This is a genomic window from Nocardiopsis sp. NPDC006938 (assembly GCF_042869555.1).
Classification (GTDB): Bacteria; Actinomycetota; Actinomycetes; order Streptosporangiales; family Streptosporangiaceae; genus Nocardiopsis.
In genome coordinates, this window is record NZ_JBIAGA010000006.1 from 1 (window position 1) to 25307 (window position 25307).

20 protein-coding genes and 1 tRNA gene are annotated in these 25307 nt (G+C 70.6%); 12 read left to right on the forward strand and 9 right to left on the reverse strand.

The window, feature by feature from the left end; translation table 11 throughout:
• Positions 1 to 234 precede the first annotated feature (234 nt).
• Both ACFYL4_RS11270 and ACFYL4_RS11275 read right to left on the reverse strand, forming a co-directional pair.
• Entirely contained in the window at positions 235 to 984 is a 750-nt protein-coding gene (locus ACFYL4_RS11270; RefSeq protein ID WP_387518230.1) for a hypothetical protein, read from the reverse strand.
• A 414-nt stretch (positions 985 to 1398) separates the two neighbouring features.
• Positions 1399 to 2169, reverse strand: a complete 771-nt coding sequence (locus ACFYL4_RS11275; protein ID WP_357763466.1) for a GntR family transcriptional regulator — start codon at positions 2167 to 2169, stop codon at positions 1399 to 1401.
• Positions 2170 to 2280: 111 nt separating this feature from the next.
• Between ACFYL4_RS11275 and ACFYL4_RS11280 the strand changes: the two genes are divergently transcribed.
• The 6 genes from ACFYL4_RS11280 to ACFYL4_RS11305 all read left to right on the forward strand — a co-directional run bounded on the left by ACFYL4_RS11280 (position 2281) and on the right by ACFYL4_RS11305 (position 10581).
• Positions 2281 to 3624 carry a TRAP transporter large permease subunit gene (locus tag ACFYL4_RS11280; protein ID WP_387518231.1) on the forward strand — a complete coding sequence of 448 codons (1344 nt, stop codon included), beginning with the start codon at positions 2281 to 2283 and terminating at the stop codon, positions 3622 to 3624.
• A 17-nt stretch (positions 3625 to 3641) separates the two neighbouring features.
• On the forward strand, positions 3642 to 3977 hold the full coding sequence (locus ACFYL4_RS11285) for a hypothetical protein (protein WP_387518232.1): 336 nt from the start codon (positions 3642 to 3644) through the stop codon (positions 3975 to 3977).
• Positions 3974 to 6952: an FAD-binding and (Fe-S)-binding domain-containing protein gene (locus tag ACFYL4_RS11290; protein ID WP_387518233.1), complete on the forward strand. Its 2979-nt coding sequence runs from the start codon at positions 3974 to 3976 to the stop codon at positions 6950 to 6952. Before ACFYL4_RS11285 ends, ACFYL4_RS11290 begins: the two co-directional genes overlap by 4 nt.
• Before the next feature lie 102 nt (positions 6953 to 7054).
• Positions 7055 to 7714 carry a TetR/AcrR family transcriptional regulator gene (locus ACFYL4_RS11295; RefSeq protein WP_357763477.1) on the forward strand — a complete coding sequence of 220 codons (660 nt, stop codon included), beginning with the start codon at positions 7055 to 7057 and terminating at the stop codon, positions 7712 to 7714.
• A gap of 105 nt (positions 7715 to 7819) precedes the next feature.
• A complete protein-coding gene (locus tag ACFYL4_RS11300; protein ID WP_357763480.1) occupies positions 7820 to 9286 on the forward strand; it encodes an amidohydrolase family protein in 1467 nt (488 codons plus the stop codon).
• Positions 9286 to 10581, forward strand: a complete 1296-nt coding sequence (locus ACFYL4_RS11305) for a cytochrome P450 (protein WP_357763483.1) — start codon at positions 9286 to 9288, stop codon at positions 10579 to 10581. Before ACFYL4_RS11300 ends, ACFYL4_RS11305 begins: the two co-directional genes overlap by 1 nt.
• Positions 10582 to 10642: 61 nt before the next feature.
• Here ACFYL4_RS11305 and ACFYL4_RS11310 read toward each other — a convergent pair whose 3' ends face one another.
• The 6 genes from ACFYL4_RS11310 to tcuA form a co-directional block, all read right to left on the reverse strand.
• A complete protein-coding gene (locus tag ACFYL4_RS11310; RefSeq protein ID WP_387518234.1) occupies positions 10643 to 12214 on the reverse strand; it encodes a serine/threonine-protein kinase in 1572 nt (523 codons plus the stop codon).
• A 356-nt stretch (positions 12215 to 12570) separates the two neighbouring features.
• A complete protein-coding gene (locus ACFYL4_RS11315; protein WP_357763488.1) occupies positions 12571 to 14085 on the reverse strand; it encodes a tripartite tricarboxylate transporter permease in 1515 nt (504 codons plus the stop codon).
• 12 nt (positions 14086 to 14097) lie between these two features.
• A complete protein-coding gene (locus tag ACFYL4_RS11320; protein WP_387518235.1) occupies positions 14098 to 14622 on the reverse strand; it encodes a tripartite tricarboxylate transporter TctB family protein in 525 nt (174 codons plus the stop codon).
• Positions 14622 to 15587: a tripartite tricarboxylate transporter substrate binding protein gene (locus ACFYL4_RS11325; RefSeq protein ID WP_357763494.1), complete on the reverse strand. Its 966-nt coding sequence runs from the start codon at positions 15585 to 15587 to the stop codon at positions 14622 to 14624. Before ACFYL4_RS11325 ends, ACFYL4_RS11320 begins: the two co-directional genes overlap by 1 nt.
• Positions 15588 to 16252: 665 nt before the next feature.
• Positions 16253 to 16870 (reverse strand): GntR family transcriptional regulator, encoded by a 618-nt coding sequence (locus ACFYL4_RS11330; protein ID WP_357763497.1) that lies wholly within the window; start codon positions 16868 to 16870, stop codon positions 16253 to 16255.
• On the reverse strand, positions 16867 to 18339 hold the full coding sequence (gene tcuA / locus ACFYL4_RS11335) for an FAD-dependent tricarballylate dehydrogenase TcuA (RefSeq protein WP_387518236.1): 1473 nt from the start codon (positions 18337 to 18339) through the stop codon (positions 16867 to 16869). Before tcuA ends, ACFYL4_RS11330 begins: the two co-directional genes overlap by 4 nt.
• 113 nt (positions 18340 to 18452) lie before the next feature.
• Here tcuA and ACFYL4_RS11340 point away from each other — a divergent pair, with 113 nt between their 5' ends.
• Positions 18453 to 18989: an AbrB family transcriptional regulator gene (locus ACFYL4_RS11340; protein ID WP_357763503.1), complete on the forward strand. Its 537-nt coding sequence runs from the start codon at positions 18453 to 18455 to the stop codon at positions 18987 to 18989.
• The gene (locus ACFYL4_RS11345) at positions 18986 to 19522 is read left to right on the forward strand and encodes an AbrB family transcriptional regulator (protein WP_210840941.1); all 537 of its coding nucleotides are present in this window, start codon (positions 18986 to 18988) and stop codon (positions 19520 to 19522) included. The genes ACFYL4_RS11340 and ACFYL4_RS11345 overlap by 4 nt, the downstream gene beginning before the upstream one ends.
• Before the next feature lie 348 nt (positions 19523 to 19870).
• Here ACFYL4_RS11345 and ACFYL4_RS11350 read toward each other — a convergent pair.
• A tRNA-Leu gene (locus ACFYL4_RS11350) sits at positions 19871 to 19955 on the reverse strand.
• Between the two features lie 136 nt (positions 19956 to 20091).
• On the opposite strand from ACFYL4_RS11350, the gene ACFYL4_RS11355 reads away from it, so the two are divergent.
• The 4 genes from ACFYL4_RS11355 (at position 20092) to ACFYL4_RS11370 (ending at position 25065) form a co-directional block, all read left to right on the forward strand.
• Positions 20092 to 21414 carry a M20/M25/M40 family metallo-hydrolase gene (locus ACFYL4_RS11355; RefSeq protein ID WP_357763506.1) on the forward strand — a complete coding sequence of 441 codons (1323 nt, stop codon included), beginning with the start codon at positions 20092 to 20094 and terminating at the stop codon, positions 21412 to 21414.
• A gap of 208 nt (positions 21415 to 21622) precedes the next feature.
• Positions 21623 to 22633 (forward strand): hypothetical protein, encoded by a 1011-nt coding sequence (locus ACFYL4_RS11360; RefSeq protein WP_357763508.1) that lies wholly within the window; start codon positions 21623 to 21625, stop codon positions 22631 to 22633.
• A gap of 156 nt (positions 22634 to 22789) precedes the next feature.
• On the forward strand, positions 22790 to 23449 hold the full coding sequence (locus tag ACFYL4_RS11365; RefSeq protein WP_357763510.1) for a chaplin family protein: 660 nt from the start codon (positions 22790 to 22792) through the stop codon (positions 23447 to 23449).
• A 320-nt stretch (positions 23450 to 23769) separates the two neighbouring features.
• A complete protein-coding gene (locus ACFYL4_RS11370; RefSeq protein WP_357763511.1) occupies positions 23770 to 25065 on the forward strand; it encodes a hypothetical protein in 1296 nt (431 codons plus the stop codon).
• Positions 25066 to 25307: the final 242 nt, after the last annotated feature.

Genomic DNA, 25307 nt, shown 5'->3' on the forward strand with positions numbered 1-25307 from the left:
GGCCCGGGCGGGGGGGGGGCCGGCGGGGGGGGCCGGGGGGGGGGGGGGGGCGGGGGGCCGCGCGGGGGGGGGGGGGGGGGGGGGGGGCCGGGGGGGGGGGGGGGGGGGGGGGGGGGGGGGCCGCGCCCCGGCCCCCCCCCGGCCGGTGGTACCCGCGTCCGCGGAAACGGCGGACGGACGGGGCGGCCCCCGCCGGGCTCGCGCGTCGCGGAACCGGCGGGGGAAGCTCCCAGATCAGTACATCTCGACCTCGTACTCGGTGATCGACGTGGCGATCCCGTCGACCACCTCGACCTCGGCCAGGATGGTGGCGCCGTTCGAGAGGGTGGCGTCGAACTCGTCGAAGTCGCACGCCACCACACCGGTGTCGGGGTCCTGGACGCCGTCGGCGCAGGCGTAGATCCCGGCGTGGATCACCGTGTCCTCGGCGACGTGGAACGCCGTGCCGTTGACGGAGTACTCGCCGGGGGAGACGTACTCCAGTTCGCCCGCCACGCGCACGTCGGCCCCGCCCCCGGTGCCCTCCCCCGGCGCCGCCTCGGGGGCGCCCGTCGCTCCGGAGTCGTACGGGGTCGCGCTGTCGTACTCGGTGACCGACACCGCGACGAGCTCGTCGTCGTCCCCCAGCTCCGCCTCGGCCTTGACATGGACCGGAACGTCTCCCCGGGCCGCCGCCTCGAACGACTCCAGATCGCACTCGACGAGGCCGAAGCCGACGTCGTCGAGGCCGTCCTCGGCGGGGCAGACGTTGAGGCCGCCCGCGTACCGGGTCTCCTCGCTGACGAAGAAGGCCTGGCCGTCGATGACGAACTCACCGGGGGCGAGGTACTCCAGCTGTCCCATGAGCGCGTCCTCGCCCCTCCAGTCGGAGTCGTCCGCCGACACCGCGTCGACCACGTCCTCGGGGGAGCACGCCGAAGAGCCGACGACCGTCAGACCGGAGGTCGCGACGGCCAGGACGGTGGTACGGAAACTGCGCTTCATGCGATCCCTTTCTCCCCGGAGAGGAGGTGTCCTTGGTGTGGAAACGAGTGGTTGGTAGCGGTTTCCGGGCATGCCGAAGGCGCTCACCATGGGGTTTTCGTGAAGGCTCGAACAGCCCGTGTGCGTACTTCTCGCGCGTTTCCCCCGCGCGGGCCCGGGCGCCCCAGGAGCGGCTGTGGCCTGCGGATACTCGTGCTCGCTGTCGGTCCCGTGCGCGCTCCGGGGCCGCCGTGCGGAGTGATCGAGTTCCGTTTTCCGGTCACCCGTGACGGGTTTCAGGCCATGGGCTGGTGTTCCGGGGTGTTCCTGCCGAAGCTCCGCTCGTGCCGTGGTTTCTTTCTGTGCGTTCTGATGGCGTCGGGGGCGGAGGAGTTCTCCGGGGGCGGAGTTTTTCTCCGAAGCGGGTCGCGGGCGTCAGCGGTCCGCCGGTGTCGGGGCGGGGAGGCCCTCAGCGTGGTCCCGGGCGGCGGGCACGCCGACCTCGAACCCGGCCAGGATGCGCTCCGCGTCCTGCGGGGACAGCCCCTGGCGTCGGCAGGCCTGCTCCACGAGCAGGCGTCCGGTGGCCCGCAGGTGGTGTTCCATGGCCTCGCGGGCGGCGACGGGATCGCGGTTGCGGATGGCGGCCAGCACCGGGGCGTGCTCGGCGTCGATGTCGTCCAGGGTGCGGGCGTCACCGGCGGTCGACGCGCCGAGCAGGCGGGTGTGGATGCGCAGCCGTGCGACGATCCGCGCGCTGCGGTCGGCCCGGCCGGTCCGCATGATCGTGTCGTGCAGGCGTTCGTCGTGGTCGAAGAACAGGGTCTCGTCGCCCTTCGCGGCGGCGGCGTGCATGTCGTCCTCGACGGCGGCGATCCGGGCCAGGTCCTCGGCGTCCGCGTCGCGCGCGGCCCGGGCGGCCGCCGGAACCTCCAGGGCCAGCCGTATCGAGAAGATCTCCGCCACGTCCTCCGGCTTGGTGGGGAGCACCCGGAAACCCCGGTTGCGCTCGAAGGCCAGGAGTCCGGCCTCCTCCAGGCGCACCAGGGCGTCGCGGACCGGTGAGCGGGAGATGCCCATCTCCTCGGCCAGGCGCTGGACGCTGTAGAGCTCCCCCGGCCGCATGGTCTGGGAGACCACCGCCTGCCGGACCCGATCCATCACCTGTTCGGTCAGCGACGGCGCGCGGTGGGGAAGTCGGTCCATGGTTGCCCATCCTGCCACAGGGAGATGTCCGGATTTGGCGGTATCTGGATGTATGTAACATGTTACATGCATGTGGCGGGAGTCACTGCGTGTTGCGAGTGAGGAGAAAGCATGGGGGCAGGGATCGTCAGCCTCATCGTGTTCATCGTGGTCACGATCATCGTGAACGTGCCGATGAGGCGACCCATCTCCGAGGCGCTGGTGGCGGCCTTCGTCGCCTGCGCTCTCGTCGGAGGACTACAGGCACCCGAGCTGATAGTGAACGGCATGCTCGGCGCCTCCCAGTCGGAGGTCACCTTCGCCGGGATGGCGTTCGTCTTCATGAGCCTGGTGATCTCCTCGACCGGTCTGATCCGGCGGTTGATCGACATCCTCAACTCCACGTTCGGCGGTGTCCGCGGCGGACCCGGGTACGTCTCGACCCTCGGCTCCGCGATGGTCGGTATGGTGGCGGGCTCCACCGCCGGAAACACCGCCACGGTCGGGTCGATCACCATCCCCTGGATGAAGCGCAACGGATGGTCGCCGGAGAAGTCGGCCACCCTGGTCGCCGGGAACTCGGGCCTGGGCGTGGCGCTCCCGCCCAACTCCACGATGTTCATCCTGCTCGCCATGCCCGCGGCGGCCGGAGCCACCGGCGGATCGGTGTACGTCGCGCTGCTGGTGGCCGGCAGCTACTGCGTGCTCTACCGCATGGCCGTCGTGTGGCTCTGGTCCCGGGGGTCGGACAGCCGCCCGCTGCCGAAGTCCGAGCGCGTCCCGCTACGGGAGTCACTGGCCCGGGGATGGCAGTCCACCCTCATCTTCCTGGGCGTCGTGCTCCCCGTGGTGATCACCTTCGGCCCGCTCAGCACCTGGCTCTCCCAGCCCGGAATCCTGGGCGAGAGCACGAGCAACATCTCGATCATCGTCTGGGTCCCCCTCCTGGTGACCGCCTTCGCGCTCGTCGAGGGGCGGCGCAACCTGCCCTCCGCCCGCGAACTGGGCTCCCGGATCATCGGCGAGATCCCCCAGTTCGCCACGGTCGGCATCTCCCTGTTCGCCGCGCTGGCGGCCGCGCACGTCATGGAGGCGCTCGGCCTCGGTGAGCAGCTCGCCGGGTTCATGACCTCGCTCGACGTCTCCCCGGCCCTGATGGTGCTCCTCGTGTGCGTCATCGTCGTCATCGTCGCCACCCCCCTGTCGGCGACGGCGACGGCGGCGGCGATCGGCGCGCCGTCGATCTACGCGCTGACCTCCATCGGTGTCGACCCGACCATCGCCATCGTCACCCTGCTCCTGTGCGCCTCCACCGAGGGCGCCTCCCCGCCCATCGGAGCCCCCCTGTTCATGGCGGCCGGGTTCGCCAAGGCCAAACCCGTGAAGATGTTCGTCCCGCTCACCGTCTGGTTCGTGGTTCCGATGGCCGCCATCGCCTGGCTCGTCGGTATGGGCTGGCTGCCGATCCCGGCGTGACCGTGAAGGAAGAGATCATGAAATCAGTCGTACTCCGCCCGGTGTGGTTCCTGTTCTGGGCCAGCCTGGCCGTGTTCCTGCTCAGCGGCGCCGTCGTGGTGTTCGGCCAGCTCGCCGGTGTGCTCCTGGTCCAGCCCGGCTGGATCACCGCGCTCTCCGGAAGCGCGTCGTCGGTCGCCTTCACCGGGTCGGCGCTCTGCGCCTGCTGCGCGTTCGTGCTCCAGTACACGTCCAGGGTGCGCGCCCAGCGCCCCGAGGACCCCGACGCCACGCCCCCCGAAGACGGCGAGCCGTCCGAGGACGACGGCGGTTCCGGACAGGGACCCACCTCCGGCGGAAGGGGTGACCGGTGACCAGCACCCTGGACTCCGCTCCCGACCTCCCCGGGGCGCCGGACACCGGCGGGGACCGCGCCGCCGAGATCGAGCGCTTCCTGGGCCCCCGCCTGCGGCTCGACACGACCACGCGCGGCGCCTACACCTCCGACGCGTCGCTCTACCGGCGGTTCCCCGCGGCGGTCCTGGAACCGAGGGACACCGACGACGTACGCGCCGGTGTTGAGCTCGCCCGGCTGCGCGGCTGGTCGGTGGTCGGCCGGGGCGGGGGGACGTCCGTGGCCGGGAACGCGATCGGCGAGGGGCTCGTGATCGACACGTCGCGGCGCATGAACCGCGTCCTGGAGATCGACCCGGTCGCGCGCACCGCCCGCGTCCAGCCGGGGGTGGTCTGCGACCAGCTCAAGGAGGCCGCGGCCGCCCACGGTCTCACCTACGGCCCCGACCCCTCCACCCACTCCCGGTGCACCATCGGCGGCATGGTCGCCAACAACGCCTGCGGCTCCCACTCGGTGGCGTGGGGGACCTCCGCGTCGAACCTGGTGTCGATCACCACCCTGCTCGCGGACGGCCGCGAGGTGCGCTCCGACCACGGCGGCGCCGACGACGAGGGAATCGACGCCGCGCTGCGCGGGCTGCGCGACCGCCACCTGGCGATGCTGCGCCTCGAACTCGGCCGCTTCCCCCGACAGGTCTCCGGCTACGGTCTGCACTACCTGCTGCCGGAGAACGGCTTCGACGTGGCCAAGGCCGTGGCGGGATCGGAGGGCACCCTCGGTGTGATCACCGAGCTCACCGTCTCCCTCGTGGAACTCCCCAAGGCCACGGCCCTGGCGGTACTGGCCTTCCCCACCGTCTTCGACGCCGCGGCGGCGGCACCGCGCCTGCGCCAGGAGGGCGTGGCGACCATCGAGGGCATGGGCGGCGACCTCCTGGCCGCCCTGCGTTCGCAGCCGGGCAAGGAACGGGCCGGTTCCGGGCTGCCCGGCGGCGCCCCGGGCGACGTCACCGCCGGGGGGTGGCTCTACTGCGAGACCACCGGCGCGACCCTCGCGGAGGCCGAGGAACGGGCACGGGGCCTGGTCGCCGGGTCCGGTCCGCTGGTGGCCTCCACCGTGGTCACCGACCGGGCCCAGACCCGTGCGCTCTGGCGCATCCGCGAGGCGGGGGCGGGCATCGTCACTCGGCTGCCCGACGGCGGCGAGGCCTGGCCCGGTTGGGAGGACTCCGCCGTCCCCGCCGAGAACCTCGCCGACTACCTGCGCGACCTCTACGAACTGCTGGACTCCCACGGACTCCGGGGCATCCCCTTCGGCCACTTCGGCGAGGGCTGCGTCCACATCCGCGTGTCCTACCCGTTGAGGGACGAGGGCGGCGACCGCGTCTTCCGCGCCTTCATGGAGAGCGCCGCCGCGCTGGTGGCCTCCCACGGCGGGTCGCTCTCCGGCGAACACGGTGACGGGCGGGCGCGCTCCGAGTTCCTGGCGCGCATGTACAGCCCCGAGATGCTGGCGGCCTTCCGGAGTTTCAAGGAGGTCTTCGACCCCGACGGGCTCTTCAACCCGGGCGTCCTCGTCGACCCCGACCCCGTCGACCGGGGGTTGCGCCCCGGACCCGAACAGCGCCGCTTCGAGCTCACCCCGGTGCACGCGCTCTCCCGGGACGAGGGCTCCTTGGTCAACGCCGTCAACCGCTGCGTCGGAGTCGGGTCGTGCCGTTCCGACGAAGGCGCGATGTGCCCCTCCTTCCAGGTCACCGGGGACGAGGTGCACTCCACCCGGGGACGGGCCCGCCTGCTGTCCGAGATGCTCCGGGGCGAACGGATCACCGGCGGCCACCGCTCCGAGGAGGTGCGGGAGGCCCTGGACCTGTGCCTGTCCTGCAAGGCCTGCGCGTCCGAGTGCCCGGTGAACGTCGACATGGCCACGTACAAGTCGGAGTTCCTGAACCAGCACTACTCGGGGCGGCTCCGGCCGATGACGCACTACTCGATGGGGTGGCTCCCCGCGCTGACGGCGCTGATGCACCGCGTCCCGGGGGCGGCCCGGGCGCTCAACGCCCTGATGCGGGTCCCCGCCCTGGAACGGATGGTCAAGGCGGCCGCCGGGGTCGACCGCTCCCGGAGCATGATCCGCTTCGCGCCCCGCTCGTTGCAGACCGAGTTCCGCCGCAGCGGCCGCGCCGGTGCGGCGCCCGCCGCGTCCGCGGCCCCTCGGGAGACCGGGGACGGCCCGGACGGCGGGGCGCGGCCCCGCCTGGTGCTGTGGCCGGACTCCTTCTCCAACCACCTGGACTCCGGGCCCGGGCTCGCAGCGGTGGAGGTCCTGGAGGCGCTGGGCTACGAGGTCCTGATGCCCCGGGAGTTCGTGTGCTGTGGTCTGACCTGGCACTCCACGGGACAGCTGGCCATGGTCAAGCGGGTGTTGCGACGCAGCGTGGAGGTGATGGAGCCCTACGTGGAGGCGGGCGTCCCGGTGGTGGGCCTGGAACCCTCATGCCGGGAGATGCTCGCGCACGAACTGACCGAGCTGCTGCCCGGCGACCCTCGCGCGGAGCGCCTCCAGCGGTCCGTCGTCTCCTTCTCCGAGGTGGTCTCCCGACACCTGCCCGGGGTGGACGCAGACCCGGGCGACTGGCCGTTCGGCGAGCTGCGCGTCGGCGCCGTCTCGCAGGTGCACTGCCACGAGCGCTCCATGGGGGACTCCGCGCCGTCGTCCGCCCTGCTGTCCGCGGTGGGGGTCGACGAGCGTGCCGTGCGGACCGGCTGCTGCGGACTCGCGGGCAACTGGGGCTTCGAGCCGGGGCACGCGGACCTCTCGCGTGACCTGGGCGAGCGCGAGCTGTTCCCGGCGATCCGCGCACGCGGAGAGGGGGACATCGTGCTCGCGGACGGATTCTCGTGCCGCACCCAGGTCAGGCAGGAGACCGACGCCGAGCCGCTGCACCTGGCCGAGGTGCTCAGGCGCGCCCTGGGGCGCCCCGGCGACGCCTGACACGGGGCGGACGGCGCCCGGCCCGATCATCGCGGGAACCGGGCGCCGTCCCGCTCCGTCCTGAGGAGAGGCCGCACCGAGGGCACGCCCTAGCATCGGGGCATGAGCACTCCCACCCCACCGCCCCCGCGCCGGGCCGCCCGCGGCACCCGGGCCCCCTACGAGCGGGGTGACCAGCGTGAGGCCCAGATCCTGGACAGCCTGGACGAGCTGCTGCGCACGACCCCGCTGACCGGGATCAGTGTGGACCACATCGCGAAGGGCGCCGGGATCTCGCGGCCCACCCTGTACTTCTACTACCGGTCGCGGTCGGAGGTCTTCGTCGCGCTGCTGCGCCGCACGCTGGCCGAGCTGAGCACGCCGCCGCAGGATCTGGTGGACGCGGCCCCGGAACTGACGCCCCGGGCGGAGATCGCCGCCCTGCTGCGCCACGTCCTGCGCTCCTGGCAGGACCACGGCGCCGTCCTCAGGGCCGTGGTGGAGGCGGCCGACGACCCGGCCGCGGACGCGGTGTGGCGTCAGGCCATGGAGGCCTACGCCCACTTCCTGGAGGGGTGGATCGAGCGGCACCGGGCCCAGGGCACGGCCGTGGACACCGGCGACGACCCGGCCGACCTGGCGGCCGCGCTCACGTGGATGGTGGAGCGCAACAACTACCGCAGGTTCCGTGCGGGGACGCCGACCGGCGCCGAGATCGACCGGCATTTGGACACGCTCACCGGGATCGTGCTGCGGGCCATCGGCATCACCGACCCCGCCTGATCGACAAACTGTCGATTTACACTCGACACAGTGTTGATCACTGCCGGTGTCCGGGGCCATACTCGTGCCACACACTCACCCCCTAAGCGGCGGAGGCAGCCCCCCATGGCGCGACAACGGACCCTCATCACCGGTGGACTGGTACTGGTCGGAGACCCGCTGAACGGGAAATGCGAGCGGACGGACGTCCTGGTCGAGGACGGGGTGATCACCGCCATCGGCACCGGGTGGGATCGGGCCGACGCCGAGCGCGTCGACGCCCGAGGCCGACTGGTGGTGCCCGGCTTCGTCGACTCCCACCAGCACCTGTGGCAGACCACCATGCGCGGCCTCACCGCGGACTGGGACCTCAAGGACTACTTCTGGCGCATCCGCATGAACCACACGGCCCAGCACGGGGCAGAGGACGTCTACGCCGGCACCTACGTCGGCGCCCTGGCGTCGCTGGACAACGGCGTGACCACCACCAGCGACTACAGTCACGCCCTGCTCAGCCCGGACCACGCGGACGAGGCCGTACGAGCGGTCACCGACGCCGGGCTCCGCGCCCGGTGGTTCTACGGGCTGTACGACCCGCCGACCGCGAACCCCGTGTTCACCGACGCCGAGCAGCGGTGGGCCGACGCCCGCCGCGTCCGCTCCACCCACTTCAGCGGCAACGACGCGCGCACGGACCGCGTCACCATGGGTGTGGCCCTGACCGAGCTGGGCCTGCGCCCCTGGAAGGAGACCGAGGGCGAGTTCCGCCTCGCCGCCGACCTCGACGTGTCGCTGACCGCGCACACCAACGTCGTGTGGGGCCCCGGCCACGGCACCTCCGAGATCGAGACCTACCACCGGCACGGCCTCCTCGGGCCGGGGCAGCTGCACTCCCACGCCAACACCAGCACCGACCACGAGCTGCGCCTGCTCGCGGACGCGGGCGCCACCACCAGCAGCACCCCGGACACCGAACTCCAGATGGGTATGGGAAGCCCCGTCTGGGCGCGGGCCGCCGCCGCCGGCGTGCACGTCGGCCTCGGAGCCGACATCCAGTCCAACAACTCCAGCGACCCCTGGGCCCAGATGCGGCTCGCTCTCCAGGCGGAGAACCTGCGGGCCTCCCTGCCCGTGCTCGGGACCGACGGTCTGGTCGGCCTGACCGGGGCGCCGGCCACCCCCCGGCAGGTCCTGTACCACGCCACTCTGGGCAGCGCCCGGGCCCTGGGCCTGGGCGACGTCACCGGCTCCCTGGACGTCGGCAAGCACGCGGACCTGCTCCTGGTGCGTGTGGGCGGGCTGGGCCAGCGCCCGATCGTGAACCCCCTCCACACGCTGGTGCTGCACTGCGGCCCCGCCGACCTGGACACGGTCATGGTGGGCGGTGACATCGTCAAGCACGGCGGCCGCCTCACCCACCGCGACCCCGTGGCCGCGGCCATGCTGTTGGAGGCGGCCCACGAGCGGGTCTCGGAGCGTGTGACCGCGCGCGGCGGTTGGACGCCGCCCACCCCGCCGACCTTCCTCCACCAGGTCATGGACACCATGGTGGCCAACGCCCCCGGTGAGCCCGCCGACCCGGTGGCGTCCTGATGAGCCGGACCACACCACCGAGGGTGCGGCTGTACGAGCCGGTCCGGGGCGACCGCGCCGAATTCTGGCGGAGTCTGCGAGCCACCTACGGGGACGTCGCCCCCGTGGAGCTGGAACCGGGGGTGCACGGGTGGCTGCTGCTGTCCTACGACCTCAACCGGCGCGTCCTCGGCCGGGACGACCTGTTCTCCCGGGACCCGAGGACCTGGCGCGACCTGGAGGACGGCACCATCGCGGCCGACTCCGGAATCCGCGCCGCATGGCAGTACCGGCCGACCGCGCTGTTCTCCGACGGTGACGAACACCGTCGCCTCTCCCGCTCCCTGTTACGCGCCTTCGATCGGCTGAACGAGCGTCGCACCTCCGCCAACATCAGCGAGGTCTCGCACGGCCTCATCGACCGGTTCGCCGCCCGGGGCCACGCGGACCTGGTGGCCGACTTCTGCGTCCCGCTGCCCCTGATGGTGATGGGGACGCTGTTCGGACTCTCCCAGGACCAGATCGCCCGGATCATCGACCAGACCACCCGCACCTGGCAGGGCGACCCCGAGGCGGCGCAGGCCATGGGGCGGCTGCTGTTCGAGGTCGCGGTGGCCGCCCGTGAGGAGCCCGACGAGACCACCCTGCCGACCCTGTTGCTGGAGCAGGGCCTGACCGAGGCCGAGACCGCGGCACAACTGGGCCTGCTGCTCTCGGCGGGGGTGGACCCGGTCACGCACACCATCGGCGCCGCCCTGCGCGAGCTGCTCACCGACACCGACGTGTCCCGTGCGCGGTCCGTCATGCGGATCTCCGACTCCGTGAACCTGGTCCTGGTCCGCCACACACCGCTGGAGACCATGGTGGCCCGCTTTCCGCTCCAGGACCTGAGCCTGGGCCGCTACCAGGTACGCGCCGGGGACTGCGTCGTGGCAGGGTTCGCGGCGGCGTCGGAGGACCTGTACGCCGGTTCGACACTGGACGAGATCGCGTCGAACCGGGCTCACCTGACATGGGGGGTGGGGGCGCACCGCTGCCCCCACTACGGTCGGGACCTGTCCCAGGACATGGCCGAGACCGCGATCGGCGCCGTGTTCGAGCGGCTCCCGCTCCTGCGCCTGGCCACACCGCCCGAGAGCCACCGGTGGCTGCCCAACGTCAACCTGCGCGGCCTGCGGTCGCTGCCCGTGCGCTTCGCCGCGCGGAGCGCCGCCCCGCAGCCGCCCGCCGAGGCTCCGCCCGTCGGCGACGTCAGGGCACTGGGGTTCTGGCGCAGACTCGCCGAAGCCGTCACACCCCGGCGCGCGGCGGGATGATCGGCGTTCGCGCCGTCTCCGTGAGGAGGCGGCGCGGACCCTCGGCAGCGCCCCGAGCGGTTCACCCCGTGAGCTGGAACACGAGCTGGTCGGCGCCGCTGGCGTAGTCGCCGACCAGGTTGGCCCTGTACCAACCGGGCCCGGCGGGCGCGCCGACGTCCGCGCAGTCGACGGAGGAGCGCCCCAGGTCCCAGGTCAGGGTGTACTCGTGCGGAACGCCCCGAAGGAGCTGGCGCTCCTCCTCGCCGGTGCCCCCGACGCAGTCGGCCGAGGAGTAGACCCGGTCGTCGCCGGAGTGCACCAGGAGCTCGATCGCCCCGGGGCCCGTGTCCACGGTGCAGGTCTGGGCGGCCGTGTTGACCACCACCACCCGGAACCCGGGGTGTGAGCCCCCGCTGTACACCTCGCGGTCCCTCTCCGAGAAGTCGAGGGTGACGAGGACGTCCTCGGGGCGGCAGGGGTCCTCCGGTGCCTCGGGTGCGGGAAGGTCCTCGACATCGGGACCGTCGTCCTCCTCGACGGGAACCGCGTCCCCGGAGGAGGCGGCCGGTGGGACGGTCTCCTCCTCGTCGGGGCCGGCCTCGGCGGTGGGCGGAGCGTCGCCCCGATCCGTGCCGAGTACGTAGACCCCGGCCGACAACAGCACCAGCGCACCGACCAGAGCCGCTCCCAGCCGACGCCGACGCCCCCGCTCGGGTACGGAGAGCGCGGTCGGCGGCGGCGACGGGGGTCCGGACGTCGGGGGTCCGGGCGTCGGGGGTCCGGACGTGGGAGGGAGAGGCGCGGGGGGAATCACGGGAGGGGTGTCCTCCTCGCCGCCCGGGCGCGCGCCCAGCTCGGCGAGCAACCGGTCCGGATCGGGGCGGTTCGCGGGCTCCCGCGCCAGACAGGAGCCGACGAGGTCGCGCAGGTCCTCGGGGAGCGCGGACAGGTCGGGTGCGGCCTCCAACACGCGCTGGATGACCGCCAGCCCCTTGCGGCCGAACGGAGGCGCCCCGGTCGCCGCGTAGTACAGGACGCTGCCCAGGGAGAACACGTCCGACGCCGGTCCCAGCTCCTCCCCGAGCATCTGTTCGGGGGACATGTACGGCGGCGTGCCGAAGCGGCCGCCCAGCGGCGTGAGCGGGGTGAGTGAGATCTCGGAGGACCCGCGCAGCGCCTTGGCGATCCCGAAGTCGATGACCCGGGGGCCCTCCTCGGACAGGATGATGTTGCCCGGCTTGAGGTCGCGGTGGACGACCCCGACCAGGTGGATCGACCTCAGCGCCTCGGCCAGGCCAGCGGCGAGGGCGAGCGTGGCCTCCACGGTGAGCGGTCCGTGCCGCTGAACCGTCCTGGACAGTGTCGGCCCGGGTACGTACTCGGTGACCAGCCAGGGCGCCGCGGTGCCCAGGTCGGCGTCGAGGACCGAGGCGGTGTGCGGGCCCGAGACTCGACGCGCCAGTTCCACCTCACGGGCGAAGCGCCTGCGGAAACCCGGCTCACCGACCACCGCGCCGTGCATGACCTTCACCGCGACGCTTCGCGCCTCGGTCCGTCCCAGGTACACGCGGCCCATGCCGCCCGCGCCGAGCCGGCCCAGCAGCCGGTACCGGCCGATGCTCGGCGGATCGTCGTCAGCGAGCGGTTCCACGGATCACCCCTGAGAGAACTCTCGGACGGTGCCGGCCGGGAACGCGGCGGGCCGGTTCCGGGCGACAAAGAAGGCCCTGGTGAACAGGGCCTTCGTTGGTGTCCCGGGAAGAGACGCCCGACTCTCCTGTGGCTCCAAGGTAAGCAGCACCTCACCTGAGCGCAGGGTCCTCTGGTCCGCCTTCGGGACGCCTTTCGCGAGCACGGTGTCCACAGACGATGTCCGGCCGCCCGCCGGGATGCTCGAAAGGGGGACCGGAGCACGCCTGGAGCGTGGTCCGATCCCCCTGGCGCCGGTTCCGGCAGAGTGCTCGGGGGAGCCGCCACGGCCGTGGGATCGGCGGCATCCTGTCGTCGCTAGGCGACGGGCTCGCGCACCCTGCGTTTGAGACCGGTCCAGACGGGCTTGAGGAGCCCGGCGAACAGAACGACCACCACAAGGGCCCAGATGGTGATCGAAATGCCGGAGGCACCGACCATCGCCCAGAAGTCACCTCGGTAGGTGACCATTCCCTGGACGAAGTAGCGCTCGATCATCGACCCCAGGACCAGGCCCACCAGCAGCGAGGCCGGAGAGAAGTCGAGCAGCCTCAGGAAGTATCCGAAGAGTCCGGCGATCAGCACGATGTGCAGGTCGATGAAGTTGCTGTTGATGCTGTAGGCCCCGATGGAGGCGATGATGACGATGAACGGAACCATGTAGCGCATCGGGGTCATGATGAGCTTGATCCACACCCCGATCAGGGGCAGGTTCAGCAGAAGCAACATGACGTTGGCGACCAGGATGGACGCGATCACCGACCAGAAGAGGTCGGGCCGCTGGGTCGCCAACAGGGGACCGGGTTGGACACCCTGGACGGTCATGGCCGAGATCATCAGGGCCAGGGTGGCGGAGAACGGGATGCCCAGCATCAGTACCGGAACGATACTGCCGATGGTGGCCGAGGAGTTGGCCGCCTCCGGGCCGGCCACGCCCTCCACGGCTCCGGTGCCCAACTCCTTCCGGTGCTTGGAGACCGTCTGTTCGACCTTGTACGAAGCGAAGGTGGAGAGCGCGGCCGCCGGACCAGGAATCAGCCCGAACCCGAAGCCGATCAGGGAACCGCGTCCCCAGGGTGTGATCGACCGGCCGAGCTCCTTCTTGGTCGGAATCAGTTCACGCAGACGGAGGCGTCGGGGTTTGGGTCGTTTGGAGTCCCCGGTGAGCATGAACATCAGCTCGGAGAGACCGTAGAGACCGACCGCGACACTGGCCAGCGCGACCCCCAGGGTCAGGTCGATCTGACCGAAGGTGAAGCGGTTCGTCGAGGTGTTGACGTCCAGCCCGATCGTCGCCAGCGCCACACCGATGATCATCGGTAGGAGCCCCGACCCCAGCGATCCCCCGGAGATCCTGGCGAGGACGAGCAGGCCGCCCGCGGTCAGAGCGAAGAACTCCGCCGGGCCGAACCGCATGGCCACGCCGGTGACCGCGGGCAGGACCAGCAGCACGATGGCCAACCCGATCAGACCGGATATGAACGACCCGAGGGTCATGATGGTCAGGGCCGCTCCACCGCGGCCGTTCTTCATCATCGGGTGGCCGTCGAAGGTCGCGACGACGGACTGCGCGTCACCGGGCATGTTCAGCAGGATCGACGTCATCGACCCCGCGAACTGGGTGCCGATGTAGATGCCGGCGATCATGATCATGCCGACCACGGGCTCGTAGGCGAAGGTCAGCGGTAGCAGCAGCGCGGCACCGGCGACCGGCCCGAGACCGGGAAGGATACCGATCAGCGTGCCGGCCAGCGCACCGACGAACGCCGCCAACAGCAGCTCGGGAGAGAGCGCGAGGTTGAGGCCGTAAAGAAAGCCTTCAATAGTTCCCATGGTTTATGCCTCTTACGGAATGATCATGCCGCTGGGCAGTCGAATCCCCAGGGCCTCAGAGAAGAAGAGGGTCAAGATGATTCCCATGGCAACGCCGATAGTAATGGATTTCAACCATGAGTCACGGCCGACCACGCGAATGCATGCTGTGGCGAAGAGTGCCGATGCGATGTACTGACCAAGGATCGGAATCAGCGCGGCGTAAAAGACGACCACCATGGCTGTGAATATGAGGACGTCTTTGAGATCACGCCCGCGAGGGAAATCGATCTGACCCGATTCCGAGCGTCCCAGTAGTGATTCGATGATCACTATGAGGGAGATGACCGCCCCGGCGATGCCGACCCATCCGGGGATCATCCCCGGGCCCGGTTGGGACAACGTTCCGTTGTCGAGCTCTCTTCCCGCCAGGTAGTATCCGACGAAAATGGCCAGGAAAAGGGCTCCGAAGAGAATGCGACCCAATCGTTTCGGATCGTTCCGCAACCCTTGCGATGATCTTTCCGACGCTTGGCCGGCGTTCTCGGTCTCAGCCATCAGTTATCGCGGTCGTTTCCGAGTTCGATGCCGTGCTCGATGTTGGCCTGGATTTCCTCCAGGTAGGCGTCCAGCTCGTCACCCGTGGCCACGTGGGGAAGTACGCCCTGCTCGCGGGCCCAATCGGCCCACTCGTCGCTCATGATGATGGCGTCGGAGGCCTCACGCAGGGCCGACTCGACGTCCTCCTCCAGACCGGCCGGGGCCATGGTCATGTAGTCCGAAGTGAAGGGGATGTCGTATCCGGCCTCGTTGAACTGGACCGCGTCGGGGAGGAAGTCGCTGTAGTCCTCCGGGCCGCTGTAGGCGATCGCCCGCAGGTCACCCGACTCGACCAGCCCCAACTGCCCGGAGGCGTTTCCGACCACGGCGTCCAGGCGTCCGCTCATGACTTCCAGAGCCGCTTCCCCGGTACCGCCGGCGGTGGTGACCAGTGATACCTCGATGTCTGCCAGCTCTTCGAGGTAGTAGATGACGAAAGCCGGGTTGCCCATGCCGGCGGGCGTGCTGATCTGGATCTCCCCCGGGTTCCGTTTGGCGGCCTCGACCAGGTCGTCCAACGTCTCGTAGTCGGAATCCGGGGAGACGAACAGCCCGTAGGGTGTGCCGGACATCTTGGCCAGGGGTGTGAAGTCCGAGGGTGTCTCGTACTGGGCCTCACCGGTGACCAGGGGCTGGGCGACGAATCCTCCGGAGGTACCGAGCCCCAGGGTGTAGCCGTCGGCGTCGGCGCCGGCCAGTCGGGTGATGCCGACCGCCTCGTCTCCGCCGGGCACGTTGATGACGTTTCCACTGGCGTTGAGTTCCGACTCCAGCATCTGGACGAACTGGCGGCCGACGGGGTCGGCTCCACCACCCGGGTTGTAGGGAACGATGTATTCGATGGAGTTCGAGGGGTATTCGCCGCCGTTGTCGCTACAGCCCGCCAGAATGAGAGGGGCGATCGCCGCGGCGGCCACCAGCACGCGGTGATTCCGCTTGCTTACTCGATTGATTGCGGGGCGCGATGAGGGGGTGTGCATGGTTCTCCCTTTCGGGATATGGGGGCATGGTGATAAGGCGGAGTTCCGTGGAGGCGGAGTTCCGTGATGGAGGGTCGACCCATGTTCGGGAAGCGCTAAGCAACATGAGATCTGCGTCACGTTATCATGTAATGACCGGGTTTGGCACCACTTGTCCGGTAAAATTAGCCCGGACGGGCCGAGCTCTTATGAGTGCCGCACCCGAGGACTTCTGTGTAACCATTCGATTTCGATGTGTGCGACGGATGGAACGTTGTCGGGCCGGGCGGTGAGGCGCGTGAACGGGCGGGGATCGGCTGTCGGGTGCCAGGCGCCGGACCCCTCCGATGTTCACCCTCTTCCATCGTTTTCACCACGTCGTCCGACGGGGAAGACGCGGGCGTGGTCGAGCTTCAGCACGGGAGGATTCGGGGACGGCCCAGCGGAGCGGTCGGGTGTCAATCGTCCTTTCCGGACGTGAGACCGGTATTCCGCCGAACCCCCCCGTGTGCCCCGGCCTTCGGGGTGTTCTCAAGCCGGGGACTCGATCGCTTCGAGTTGTGTCAGGGGCGGCCGGGTCGGAGGGGCCCCGATGGGGCGATCACCGTGGATCGCCGGCCGGCGCGGGTTCACCGCTGCCGGAACGCGGCCTCGATGTGGTCGCGCATGGTGTCGGCGGCCTCCTCGGCCCGGTGCGCCCTGATGTGGTCGACCATCCGCGTGTGTTCGTCGAGCGACGCGCTCCAGCGCTGGTCCGTGCGCAGCGTCGTGGGGGGGATGGACATCGACTGCACTCCGTGCTTCTGGTTCGCCTCGATGAGGAACGGGTTGCCGCTGGCCTGCCAGATGATCAGGTGGAACCTGTAGTTCAGCTCCCGGCGCAGGGTGGCGGAAGGGTCCGTCAACTCGGACTGCTCGGCGAGGCTGGCCTCCAGCTGGTTCACCGTGTTCTCGCTCCTGCGCATCGCGGCGAGTCGACAGGCCTCCGACTCCAGGATCTTGCGCATCTCGTAGAGCTGGCCCATCTTCTCGCCGTCCCACACGGTCACCCGGGTCCGGCGGCCCAACCGTTCGGCCAACCCGTCCACGAGCAGCCGCGCCACGGCCTCCCGGACCGGGGTTCGCGAGGTGCCGACGAGGTCGGCCACGGCGCGTTCGTTGAGATCGTATCCCTGGTCGAGAGACCCGTCGAGGATGCGGGCGCGGAGCTGCTGGTAGACGCTTTCGACCTGGGTGCTGCCCGTCATGACGCCGCCGACCGACCCGCGATCCGGCCGAAGACGATGCCCGCGGCCAGCCCGGAACCGCCCGGGTAGTTCTCGCTGAACAGGCCGCCCAGGGCCTCCCCGCAGGCGTAGAGCCCCGGGATGACCGATCCGTCCTCACGGACCACTCGCGCCTGTGAGTCGCCCTTGAGCCCGCCGAAGGTGAAGGTGATGCCGCAGGTGACGGGGTAGGCGTAGAAGGGACCCTCGGAGATGGGGTTGGCCCAGTTGGACTTGGGCGGTGTGGTGTCGGCCGAACGGCCGTCCTTGACGTTGGGATCGAACGCCACCGAGGTGCGGATCGAGTCGTTGAAGGACCGGACGGTCTCGACGAGTCCGTCCTCGTCGATCCCCGAGAGCCGGGCGAGCTCCTCCAGTGTGTCGGCGATGTGCTCGCCGACGCCGGGGACCTCGTACTCCTGCGGACGGAGCATGGGACGCAGCGGTGCGTCGAAGATCTGCCAGGCGACGGCGCCCGGCTGCATGAGTACTTCCTTGCCGTACTTGGCGTAGGTGAGGTTGCGGAAGTCGGCGCCTTCGTCGAGGAAGCGCTTGCCGTCGCGATTGACGATGATGCCCAGTGGGTAGCTCTGGCGGGTCAGTCGGTTGGTGACTTCGTAGTTGGACTCGTTGTCCGTGAAACCCGCGTCCCACTGAGTGGCGTGGCAGGAGCTCCAGTCCCCGCCCTTGGCAGCACCGAGCCTGAGTGCCTCGGCCAGCATCGTGCCGGTGTTGAACGGGGTTCCGCGGGTGATGGCGTGGTGCCACTGCGGACCCATGTGCTCGGCCCGCATCTCCTTGCTCGCTTCGAAGCCGCCGCTTCCCAGGATGGTCGCCTCGGCCTGGACGGTGTGCTCTTCGCCGTCGTGTTCGTAGACCACCCCGGTGACCACGCCGTCGGTTTCGGTCAGGCGGAGGGCACGGGCACTGAAGAGGATCTCGATGCCGGATTCCTCGGCCGCGCGGTGGTGATCGCGGACCAGCCCTTCGCCGCCGTCGACGTTTCCGACGTGCAGACCGCCCCAGAACAGGTAGCCGCCGTCGGGACGCTCATAGGCCTGACGCTCGTACATCAGGCGGTACCGAAGGCCCTTGGAACCGAGCCACCGTATGTCATCGGCGATGTTCGAGACCAGGGTCGCGGTCATCTCGGGGTCGTTGCGCCCGTCGGTCACCCGCTTCAGGTCCGCGGCGTATTCCTCCCGGGAGTAGGGCGGTACCTCCGTGTCGCCGTGTCGCTCATCGGGCTCGATGAGGTCCAGGAGACTCTCCAGGCCGTCATGGGTGATGCGCGTGGCGCCCGCCGTGAAGTAGCTGTTGCCGCCGGCCTGGTCCTTGGGTGCGGCTTCCAGGACCAGGACTCGCCTGCCGAGTTCCCGGGCCGCGTGAGCCGCGCACATGGCGGCGTTGCCGGCGCCCACGACGAGAACATCAGTCTTGCTGGTGGACATTCACTCCCCTTTGGTATACCAAGTGAATGAAAGGTATTCCAAGGGTAAAACGCCTGTCAAGGGTTTCGTGCCTGGTACGCCGAGGTTTCGAAGCGATGAATGATTGAGGTCAAGTGACGGCACAAGCGGACAAACCCGGCTGGGGACGGGTCTTAGGTGTACTGCGATCGCTGGCCGGGGCAGTGGTGGTGGGTTCGCTCCTCGAACTGATGGGGGTGCCCGCGGGAATGCTGTTGGGGAGCGCCGTCGGTGCCGCCCTGGCCAACCACGAGTGGTCACCGCGGCTGCGGTCGACCTCCTTCCCTCGACCGCTGCGGTATGTCGGGCTGCTCCTGGTCGGCCTGGTCAGCGGTGTTGTGCTCACCATGGACTCCCTGGCGAGCACGGCTTCCGTCGCCGTCCCGGTGATCGCCGCCTATCTCGGGCTCGTCCTGGTGAACCTCCTGGTCATCTCCCTGCTGATGGCCCGCTACGACGTCGACCCGGCCACCGCTGTCCTGGCCGTCACCCCGGGCGGCCTGGCCGAGGTCACTTCACTGGCCATCGACAAAGGAGCCCAGATGGACGTGGTGATGACCGTGCACGCGGTCCGGCTGTTGACCATCGTGTTCGTGTTCCTGCCCGTGGTGTTGGCGGTGGTGGGTTCATGACACCGCTACCCCTGCTCGCGGTCATGGCGGGTTCCCTGGGCGCCGCCCTCGTCTTCCGATGGGTCCGTATGCCGCTGTGGCCCCTCACGGGAGGTCTGGTGGGAGCGGCCGCGGTGAACCTCGGCTTCGGCCTCGCCGCGGAGGTGCCCGTCGTCATCTCCCTGACCGGACAGTTGCTGATCGGCACGGCCATCGGTTCCACCATCGGACCGGAGGTGTTCCGGCGGTTCCTACGCATCCTCGGCCCCGGAACGCTCGCGGTGACGGTCGTGTTGGGCGCTGGGCTTCTCTTCGGATGGCTGTTCGCCGCTACGGGGCTCATGGACCCCGCTGAGTCGATGCTGGCGCTGGTGCCCGGTGGTGTGGGGGAGATGGTGGCCGCGGCGATCGCCCTCGACCTCGACAGCGCCCAGGTGGTCGGTGTGCAGGTGGTGCGGATTCTGACCGTGTTGCTGAGCCTGCCGCTGGTCTTCTGGGTGAGCGAGTGGATTCACCGCCGCTGGATAGCCGGACCGGACGACTCCGCCCGGTAGCGGAACCGGCCCTCCCACCCTGTCCGCGGTGGCTCCCGGTCGGCTCGTGGCGTACCACTCGGGCCGACCGGGGCCGCCCCGCGAGGCTTTGACGGTGTCAGCGGTCCGGGTGCGCGCCCTCACGCTCACCCCGGACCGCTTCGTCTGAAGGGGTCGGCGCGACTGGGCGAAGAGGCCGACGAGCAGATGGTGCGTGAACTCGGCGAGATCGTGGGGGTTCTGGAGAGGGCCCCGAGGATGAGGCGCACCTGTACGAGGCGTGGGGCCTGCGGCCGACCTACGAGCCGGACAGCAAGAAGGTGCGGGCCGAAGTCACCTTCGATCCGCACCTCAGAGGAAAGTCAAGAGTGTCCGAGGGGGGACTTGAACCCCCACAGCCTTAACGGCCACTAGCACCTCAAGCTAGCGCGTCTACCTATTCCGCCACCCGGACCGGGCTGTTCGGCGTCTGTCGCTCCGAACAGGTTTAACCATAGCAAAGGTCTGGGGGAGTCCGAACCAGTTTTCCGGCGGGGGGTCATCGTGACAGGCTCTAGGCCAAAAGGTGCGTCCTGAGATGGGAGAACCAGATGGTGGAACCAGGCGGGCAACCGAGCGCGGGCGAGGTCGAGGTCGTCGACCTGTGCCGGGAGCTCATCGAGTTCGACACCTCCAACTACGGTGACCACTCCGGGCCGGGCGAGCGCAAGGCGGCGGAGTACGTGGCCGCCAAGCTCGACGAGGTCGGGGTGGAGTCGCGGATCTACGAGAAGCACCCCGGGCGCAGCAACGTCGTGGCGCGGATCTCGGGCGAGGACTCCTCCCGCCCGCCGCTGCTCATCCACGGCCACCTCGACGTGGTCCCCGCCGCACCCGAGGACTGGACCCACCACCCGTTCGCGGGCGAGGTCGCCGACGGCTGTGTGTGGGGCCGGGGCGCGGTCGACATGAAGAACATGAACGCGATGGTGCTGGCCATGCTCCGCCAGCGGCTGCGCGAGGGGCGCCGCCCCCCGCGCGACATCGTCCTGGCCTTCCTCGCCGACGAGGAGGCGGGCGGGACCTGGGGCGCGCAGTACCTGGTGGACGAGCACCCCGAGCTGTTCGCCGACTGCGACTCCGCGATCAGCGAGGTCGGCGGTTTCTCCTTCACGGTGAACGAGAACCGGCGCCTGTACCTCGTGGAGACGGCGGAGAAGGGCATCGCGTGGATGAAGCTGACCGCGCGCGGCACCGCCGGTCACGGCTCGATGACCAACCGGGACAACGCCGTCACCGAGCTCGCGGCGGCCGTGGCCCGGCTGGGGCAGCACGAGTTCCCCGTGCAGCTCACCCCCACCGTGCGGACCTTCCTTGAGGAGATCTGCGAGGAGTTCGGCATTCCCTTCGACGAGAGGGACGTGGACGCCACGGTGGCGCGGCTGGGGCCGATCGCCAAGATGATCGGCGCCACCCTGCGCAACACCCTCAACCCCACCGTGCTCGGCGGCGGGTACAAGGCCAACGTCATCCCGGGCGAGGCCACCGCCCAGGTGGACGGGCGCTTCCTGCCCGGCACCGAGGACGCGTACTTCGCGAAGATCGACGAGTTGCTGGGCCCGAAGGTCAGCCGCGACTTCATCCACCACCTGCCCGCGGTGGAGACCTCCTTCGACGGGGGCCTGGTCAACGCCATGTCGGAGTCCCTGCTGGCGGAGGACCCGGGCGCCAAGGCCGTCCCCTACTGCCTGTCGGGCGGTACGGACGCCAAGAGCTTCTCCCGCCTGGGCGTGCGCAACTACGGTTTCGCGCCGTTGCGGCTCCCCCCGGAGCTGGACTTCGCGGGCATGTTCCACGGGGTGGACGAGCGCGTCCCGGTGGACGGCCTCCAGTTCGGTGTGCGGGTGCTGGACCGTTTCGTCGGCATGAGCTGACCCGCATTCCTCCCATAGGGGACGGGACGGGCGGACCGCGTCGGGAAGATCTCGGCGCGGTTCGTTTTTTCCACCCATGGTCACTCACGGTGATGCTAGTGTTGCTTTCAGTTCGGCGAGGTCTCCGGTTCTCCGGGGTCTCGCTGTGCGACCGTCAGCGGCGCCGCCGCACGGGACCGTCCAGCAGTAACGAAACGAAGGGGCATCCATGGTGCTCGCGAGCCGAGGGTGGCTGGTTTCCTCCAGTCGCGCTGCTCGCAACGCCCGTGGTGCCTACGCTCGGTTGCTGCTCCTGTCCGGCATCGTCGCCGTCGCCTGGCTGGCCGGAGGGGTGGGGGTCGCGCACAGCGAGACCGGCTCCGACTCCGGCGGCCTCGGCGGAGACGTCCTGGGCGTCGGCGAACTCGCCGAGCGCACCGGGCAGGCCGCCGACGACCTGCGCGACACCCGTCTCTCCGACACCGCCAGCCGGGCCGCCTCCTCCACGGAGGCCCTCGCCGGCGCCGTCGTCCCGCAGGCGTCCGCGCTTCCCGCGAACGCCCTCCGGGACACCGGGGTCGGGGCGGCGCTGGAGGACAGCTCCGTGGCCACCGTCGTCCACGACACCGGGCAGGCGGTCGACGACACCGCGCGCGGTGCCACCGGACTGGTCGCGGGTGTGGCCCGCACCGGTCAGGGGGTCGTCGACTCCACTGACGAGTCACTGCGCGAGTCCGCGCTGGTCGACAGCGTGGCCACGAGCCTGAACGACACGGTCGGACGCGGCGGGATCGACGCCGTGACCGAACCCGGCGGCCCCCTGGGGCTGCCGATCCTGGGTGCCGACGACGAGCCCGCCGTGGCCTCCGCCGTCGAGCGCGCCGACGCCGAAAGGCGCGAGAAGGAGGAGCGGGCGGCCCGCGTCAAGGACGAGGTCGCCGCCCACGTCGCCCAGACCTCGTGGCGCGTCGCCAACGAGGTCGCGGAGAACGCCGGTGACACGGCCTCCGGCGACGACTCCGCCGAGCGCGTCCGCCTCATCGGAGGCGGCTCCCAGTACCAGGTCGGGCCGGACACCACCGGTGCCTCCGCCCCGTCCTTCCCGGCCCCCGGCGCCGCCGGATTCCTCATGGCCCGCTCCGGTCACATGGTGCTTCGGGCCCAGCGGGTCGCCCTTCCCGGCGACCCCACCCTGGTCGTTCGCGACGCCGCGGACGACCCCTCCTACTCTCCCGACTAGCCGCGCTCTCCGACCGCGGCCGGTCCGTGCGCCCTGCGCACCGCCGCCCTGCCGACTCCCGGCGGGCGTGCCCTCTTCCCAGGCTCCACAGCCGGGAGACCAGTCCGCGGTCACACGAGCAGTCAGCAGATCTCCTCGTCGACCAAAGGACAGCCGATGACCCAGTCAACCCACCTCCGCCTCGCGGCCCTCGTGGCCACCGGATTCTTCGTCGCCGCCAGCGGCATCGCCCACGCCGATACCACGACCAGCGGTAACGGGTCGATCGGCGGGGGCAACCAGCTGGTCGTCGACGGCGACGTCCCGGTCAACCTCTGCGGGAACGCCATCGCCGTCCTGGGCATCGCCGGAGCCGACTGCACGGGCGGCGACGCCAAGGTGACCGAGGGCGGCACCCCGAAGAACCCGCACCCCGGCTATGACGGCTACGACCCCGAGGAGCCGGGCCAGCCCGGCGAGCCGGGAGAGCCCGGTGAGCCCGGCACCCCCGGTGAGCCCGGCGAGGAGACGCCCGGCGGGGAGACCCCGGGCGAGGAGACTCCGAAGGTTCCGGACCGCGAGGAGGAGGCGGAGGAGCCGTCCCCCTCTCCGTCCCCGTCCCCCTCCCCTTCCGAGGAGCCCTCGCACCCCTCCTCGAAGACGCCCGAGCCCTCCGACCCCGCCTCGCCCAGTGCCCCGACCACCGACGAGCAGCGCCTCGCGGTGACCGGCGCCGACCAGAGCGGCCTCGCCGGACTCCTCGCGGGGGCGGTCCTCGTGATCGCCGCCGGTGCCGGGCTCCTGCTCTTCGGTAAGCGCCGCGGCGCCCGGGCCTGATCAGCCTCCCGGGCCTTCGGGCCCGGGGGTTGACGCGAGTCCCGCAGCACCGGCCGAGGCCAAGTGCTCGGGGTTCACGTCAGCCGCCGTCCCACCAGGGCGGAGCTGATCGACGGGGTGTGGACGTCCTCGCGCAGCCAGCGCAGACGGACTCCGCCCGCACCCACCAGACCGGCAGACCACGCACCGACCAGGTGCGGAGCCGACCGGATGATCCCCGGCCTCGGCCGAAGGCCCGCACCCCACCCAGGGGTGTGGAACGGCCTGTGGCCCGCACACGAACCTTCTCATCAACTCGTTCTCTTGAAAGGACTTCCCACATGCGTAAGTGGGCCAGCACCTCCGCGAAGTCCGTGCTCCTGGCGGCCGGATTCGTCGCCCTGGGCGCGGGCGTGGCCTTCGCCGACAGCGATGTCGCCACCAGCGGCAACGGCTCCGTTCTCGGCGGCAACCAGGCCGTCCTGAACGCGGACGTCCCCGTCAACGTCACCGGCAACGCCGTCGGCGCCGTCGCCGGTATCGCCGGTGCCTCCAGCACCGGCTCGGACGCCAAGGTGATCGACCACCACCACAACGAGGTCCACACCTCGGGCAACGGTTCGATCCTGGGCGGCAACCAGCTGGTCGTCGACGGCGACGTCCCCGTCAACGTCACCGGCAACGCCATCGGCGCGGTCGGCGGCGTCGCGGGTGCCTCCAGCACCGGCAGCGACTCCAAGGTCCTCCAGAACGGGCACGGCCACAAGCACGGCGAGCCCGACGTCGCCACCTCCGGCAACGGCTCCCTCATCGGCGGCAACCAGATCGTCGGCGACCTGGACGTCCCCGTGAACATCTCCGGCAACGCCATCGGCGCGGTCGGCGGCGTCGCGGGCGCGGCCGCCACCGACGCGGACGCGATCGTCCGCCAGAGCCACGCGGCTCCCGGCGTCGAGCACCAGTCCGGCCCGCTGACCGCGACCGACCTGGTCAACGAGGCCGTCAGCAACGCGTCGATCCTGCCCGACACCTCCGGCGTGGACGCGGGCGTGCTGCGCCAGTCCGCCCCGGTCCGCGAGCACCAGTCGATCGCCACCTCCGGCAACGGCTCGCTGCTGGGCGGCAACCAGGCCGTCGTGGACCTGGACGTGCCCGTGAACGTGGCCGGCAACGCGGTCGGCGCGGTCGGCGGGGTCGCGGGTGCGGCCGCCACCGACAGCGACGCCGTCGTCAAGGAGGCCCAGCGCGACATCGCGACCTCCGGCAACGGCTCCGTCCTGGGCGGCAACCAGCTGGTCGCCGACGCCGACGTCCCGGTGAACGTCGCGGGCAACGCCGTGGCCGCCGTCGCGGGTGTCGCGGGCGCCAGCGCCACCGACGCCGACTCCAAGGTCGTGCACCAGAGCGCGGAGACCGAGGCGCAGTCCTCGGCTCTGAACAGCGTCCCCGTGGTCAGCGAGCTGCCCGAGGTGCCCGTCTCCGAGATGCTGCCCGTCAGCTACGACCTGAGCGAGACCGCCGCGCAGTCCGTCCAGGAGCACGCCCCGGAGCGCGCCGCCGAGCTGCCCGAGGCCTCCGAGATCCCGTCCGTCGACCCGGTCGGTGACCTCCTGGGCGCCGCCGGCATCGGCCTGTAGCAACCAGAGCAGGTTCCGGGACGTGCGCGGTGCCGCCTTCGGGCGCTCCGGTACGGTCCGCGGGGCCTGAGCGGGGGGTGTGTCCGTTCGTGGCCACCCGCCGGACCAGGGGTGTGCGGCCTCCCGTTCCGTTATGGAACGCGGTGGACTGCGGGAAGCCGGACCCCCGGTCCCGGCGGCGGTGGCACGGGCCGGCGTCCCCGCGACCGGTACCCCACGAGGTGCCGTGGGCGTTCTGAGTG